5 protein-coding genes are annotated in these 4,515 nt (G+C 46.2%); 2 read left to right on the forward strand and 3 right to left on the reverse strand.

Features of this window, described 5'->3' with window-relative positions:
• Nucleotides 1-151: 151 nt before the first annotated feature.
• The gene (locus H6F93_RS00060; protein ID WP_190677932.1) at nt 152-865 is read left to right on the forward strand and encodes a hypothetical protein; all 714 of its coding nucleotides are present in this window, start codon (nt 152-154) and stop codon (nt 863-865) included.
• 406 nt (nt 866-1,271) lie between these two features.
• A complete protein-coding gene (locus H6F93_RS00065; protein ID WP_206755686.1) occupies nt 1,272-1,634 on the forward strand; it encodes a hypothetical protein in 363 nt (120 codons plus the stop codon).
• Nucleotides 1,635-3,023: 1,389 nt separating this feature from the next.
• Here H6F93_RS00065 and H6F93_RS00070 read toward each other — a convergent pair.
• From H6F93_RS00070 to H6F93_RS00080, 3 genes are all read right to left on the reverse strand, one after another.
• Nucleotides 3,024-3,428, reverse strand: a complete 405-nt coding sequence (locus H6F93_RS00070) for a YlcI/YnfO family protein (protein WP_190677938.1) — start codon at nt 3,426-3,428, stop codon at nt 3,024-3,026.
• Nucleotides 3,425-4,063, reverse strand: a complete 639-nt coding sequence (locus H6F93_RS00075) for an AAA family ATPase (protein ID WP_190677943.1) — start codon at nt 4,061-4,063, stop codon at nt 3,425-3,427. The genes H6F93_RS00070 and H6F93_RS00075 overlap by 4 nt, the downstream gene beginning before the upstream one ends.
• 339 nt (nt 4,064-4,402) lie before the next feature.
• The coding region (locus H6F93_RS00080) for a pentapeptide repeat-containing protein (protein ID WP_190677946.1) at nt 4,403-4,515 on the reverse strand (113 nt) is incomplete at its 5' end.

Consider the following 4,515-nt stretch of genomic DNA (forward strand, 5'->3'; position numbering starts at 1 on the left):
GTCAGTAGAGCAGCGCAAAATGCAATCTAACAATTCAAATGCGGTGGACGGTTGAGAGATACTAGTGTTGAGTTCGAGTTGTCTGCCACCGGTGATTTGAGCCGTTGGGTAGACAAACAACAGAGGGTGGGAACGGAGAAGATACAAGATAATGACCACTGACACGCTACTGATCGTTGGACCTGGCGGAGTTGGAAAGAGTTCGCTAGACAAAATTTTAAGAACAGACGTCGTCCGCATCGATCCTTATCGCCTCCGGAGTGCCGGTCCACGGAATCCCAATGATGTTTTATACGCTCACCCGAAGCTCAGGGATGAACTATATCTTACTTATCAGCAGCTGGGTGTCGAAGTCACTTGCCTATCAAACGATGTTCATTGGTTTCCCAAAACTCGTACGCTTTTTCTCAAGGTGCGGAACGACTGGCAACTGCTGATGCTCGGTGCTCTTCCCCCGGGAGTTGCCAAAGCTGAGATCTTCGCACCCGCTGTGCCGGTGATGATGGAGAATTCCCATATCCGACGCCTTTTCGGTCATGTGGCAATCCTTGTCTTGAATCCAGCGACTTCACTTACGGACATTGCCGGTCTCAAGGAGAAGACCCGCTATAACTGCGAAAGACGAGGTGACAAACCTGATTCTGTTGAGGAGCGCGTGGCTTCGATAGATGAGGAAGCGGCGGCTTGGCAGCGTATGGTTTCCCTCGGTGCAAAAGAATACCCCAATTGGGCATTTCCGGCGTTTATCTATGGGGAGCGAGGAGAGAAAGAAATCCTCATTGCTGTGCGGAGTGCCTTGCTCCAAGACTCTCCGCAACTGGACATCTTTTTTAGGACTGAGGGCGATCTCCTTTCCGAACCATAAGTCTGAACGGATCGCCCAACGCTGGGCGGCTGAGTTACCGGGGTCTGAGTAGTAACGGAACAGAAAGTTACGCTAAGAGGTGTACCAGTTGAATCTACTGAGAATCAGAAGCCTGAAACCCTTGATATTCCGTTCGAAATTTCTGTACCAATTAGCCTACAGTCTAATTGGTACGTCTCATTGAGACTGAACAGTACTTTCTGAAATGACTGCTGCTACAGTGTTTCAGCCTTAACGTGACTTTCTGTTCCATTGCTACTCAAACCCCGTCTTTAGCTGTTTATTTCTGATTGTTTGGTGTTCAGAAGGCTAAAACTAAGGAGGGATCTTCCTTACCCGACTATAGGGGCGCTGTTAAAGTTAGACTTAACAAACTTTTAGGATCAGTCGCATACAGGAGTTTAAGATGCCTAATTTGCCAGCCTTTTGCAGTAACTGTGGAAATATTTTCCGATCTCCATTTGGCGCTGAAAACTCATCTGGCATCACGTTTACGGGCAATTACGCTCGATGCCCAAGGTGTAATGAAATGGCTGTTGTGCCAGACGGAGTATATGATTTTCTTGGCGATGTTATTAGAGTTCTGCAGCAAGAATCTCCTACGATTGCAGAGCTACAAAGTCTGTCCCGAATCATTGAACAGTCCTGGCAGCAGGGCATCAACCTGCGGCAACTGCAGCTGCTATCAAGCAAGAAATACCTAGATTTTCTTCTTTGGCAGAAGTATTCCTCAAATATCTTGGCCATCCCGTTTTTGGGAATTCCGTAGGACTAGCTGGTTTTTTAATGACATTGCTTCAGATGTGGACGCCATCTACATCATCAGGTCCATCTGTTTACATAGATAATTCTCAGGAAATCATTAATCAAGTCATTGTCCAGTGCACCTCCGAGAAAATTGACAAGAAATTTGATAAGTAAATTTTCCAGCTTCTAACTGGTCAATAATGTTCATCGTCACTCCTCAAGTCTTTAACCTGGCGAACTGCATCATCAAAAATTTCAGTTCCAGTTGGGATTGCGACAGGATACGTGTAAAAATCTGCAAGATAGTACTTTAAGCCTTGATATTTGTAGCTTCTAGCAATTCGACCTTGGAAGGGGTAAAGGTAGCAAAGATACTGTTGGCGAAATATTGCTTAACACCTTGAAGGCTCTAAATATTCGTCGTTCCCCTGCTGAAACGAATTGAATTTTATGAATTGAACAACGACGAAATGGGTAGTTCAAGCATAAAGAAATAATTCGCCAACAGTATCAGCAAAGCTGCATCCAAACGCCACACAACCTCTGAAATGACTAAGTAGTAAGCGATCCAGCTAAAAAGGCCAGAAAATTGTAACTTGCCCGTAAATGACGATTGAACTGCTCATATAATTGACGACAGAATCAGAGTTTCGGACTCTTTCTGCTTAAAAACTTGCCCGTAAATAGCTGTTTTTCGGGATGTTTTAGCTAAATCATAAAAAATTTTCTGGAATCCTTGCACAGCAGAGGCTTCAGGCGTCGTGTGGCGTTTCGTCGTCGCTTCGCTACTTTTGCCCCTTATAGGTGCTGTTAAAATATCTGGCAGTTTTATATTCACAGCAGTTGCTTATAAGTATCTCGGTGCTACTGAAAATCGACCCACTCAGGTTTAGAGATTTAAGAAAAAACCTGAGTAGTGTCATTAAAACCATTTAAGCTATACAGCATAACAATTCAAATGCAGACGGACGGTTGAAAGCTGCTGGTGTTGGGTTCGAGGTTGTCTGCCGCCGCTGATTTGAGCCGTGTGCGATTCGTTCATCCTAAATGGGGTGATTGAAGGGTTGCTGTCATGAAGTGCAATTAGACTGAAACGCTTTCAGAGCAATAGTTTGAGAGTAGGCAATCTGTACTAAAATTTTGGTCGTACCCCCACAATTGCATTTACTGGTTAACGAATTTACGCCGTTTCGGGCTTTGATTAAGTGCTAATTGCATCTCATGACAGCAACCCTTCAATCACCCCATATAGAAAAACAAAGCCCTGACCGGTAGGTTAGGGCTTATTGTTTTGGTCAATGCCTTAAACAGTTTTAGTAGGGCAGGGGGGCGATCGCCCTGCTAATTCATGAGGGAAAAGGGTTCTAACCCGCAATTAATTACTGCATTACTGCATTACTGCATTACTGCATTACTCATTTACTTCATCAAGTGCTTCCTCAAGGAGTAACCGCACCACTTCAGCTTTTTTCTTGCCAGTTCTAGCGCAGAGAATAGATAGTTTTTGGTGCATTGATTGGGGCATATCCACTGTTAGCCGGATCGTTGGCTCCTTCTCAACAGCGGATTCCATCAGTCTAGACATAAGGTTACTCCTGTTGCTGGTGGCGCTAGGTTTCTTTGCACGGGTTTGTTTGGGTGGCTTCTGAGGGGTTTTAGGTTCAGGTTGCGGTGGTTCTTCCTCTGGCTCGTCTATTTCTTCAGGTTCCTCTACGGGTTCTGCAGGTCGGCTGCTGCCCTGGCGATCGCCATAGACAAACTCAGAAGCTAGGTTGCTGCTATCGAGGGATTTGCGCTGTCTTTTTGCGGGACTCATGGCAGTAATCCCATGATTTCTTTGAATAGCCGCTCAAACTCCTTAGAAGCATCAGCAGCAGGCTTTCCTGATAACTCCCAAACTGTCGCACCTTGCCCAAAGGTGTCAGCAACAATCTGACGTTGGTAGACCACGGACTTTAGGATCGGAACTTCGCTTTTGGTCAGTAGGGCGATCGCTTCCTCCAGTAGCTTTGTACCCTTCACTGCTCTGGAGATAAATACGGCAGCTTTGGGCGGTCCACTTCTCACGGATTGGGCTTGTTTGATTAGCCGCATGGCATCGGAAGCAGAGCGTAAGTCTACCCCAGTTGGTTGGCAGGGGACGATCGCCAGGTCTGCTCGAAATAGAATTGCCCTGGTGGATTCTGACAATCCGGCTGGTCCATCTACAATAAGATGCTGGCATGTCTGAGCTAGCTCTGGAATTCGCTCTAACAGATCGTCGGGAGACTGAACGACCTCGAACGGAATTTGGGTTTCCATTGACTCTAGCCAGATAGAGCTGGAGCGTTGTGCATCAGCATCGATTAGCAAGACCTTGTTCTTTTTGCGAGTAAGCCAATAGGCGAAATGAACTGAGGTAGTAGACTTCGCGCAGCCTCCCTTCTGGTTGACGAACGCTATAACAGCCATGAGTGTTTTATTAATGCAGTAATTACTTAGAGTACCACTGCATTACTGCATTACTGCATAGAGTATAGATGCACTGAGTTAGACGATCGCTTTTCAATGGGATTCAGTCATTATCGATAGTGAGTGCAGCAGATTGCTTAACGGCTGAGTAATGTGAGCAGTTGTTGCTTCAACGAGGAATGAGAGTGTGGGTAGATTCGCGATTACCTGAGGGTCATTGAAGATAGCCCCGCGTTCTGCTAAAGCTTGTCGCTCATTGTCAGAGAGTCCCAGTCCCAAACCAAATTGAGCGTCCTGAACTGTGGCATCACTAAAGTTGGCACCGCTGAGGTTGGCACCTCAGCGATCAGCATCGCGAAGGTAGGTATTGCTGAGGTTAGCATCGCTAAAGTTGGCATCGCTGAAGTTGGCATCGCTGAAGTTGGCACCGCTGAAGTTGGCACCGTGAAGGT

The sequence above is a fragment of the Leptolyngbya sp. FACHB-671 genome (assembly GCF_014695745.1).
Lineage (GTDB): Bacteria > Cyanobacteriota > Cyanobacteriia > Elainellales > Elainellaceae > JAAUTN01.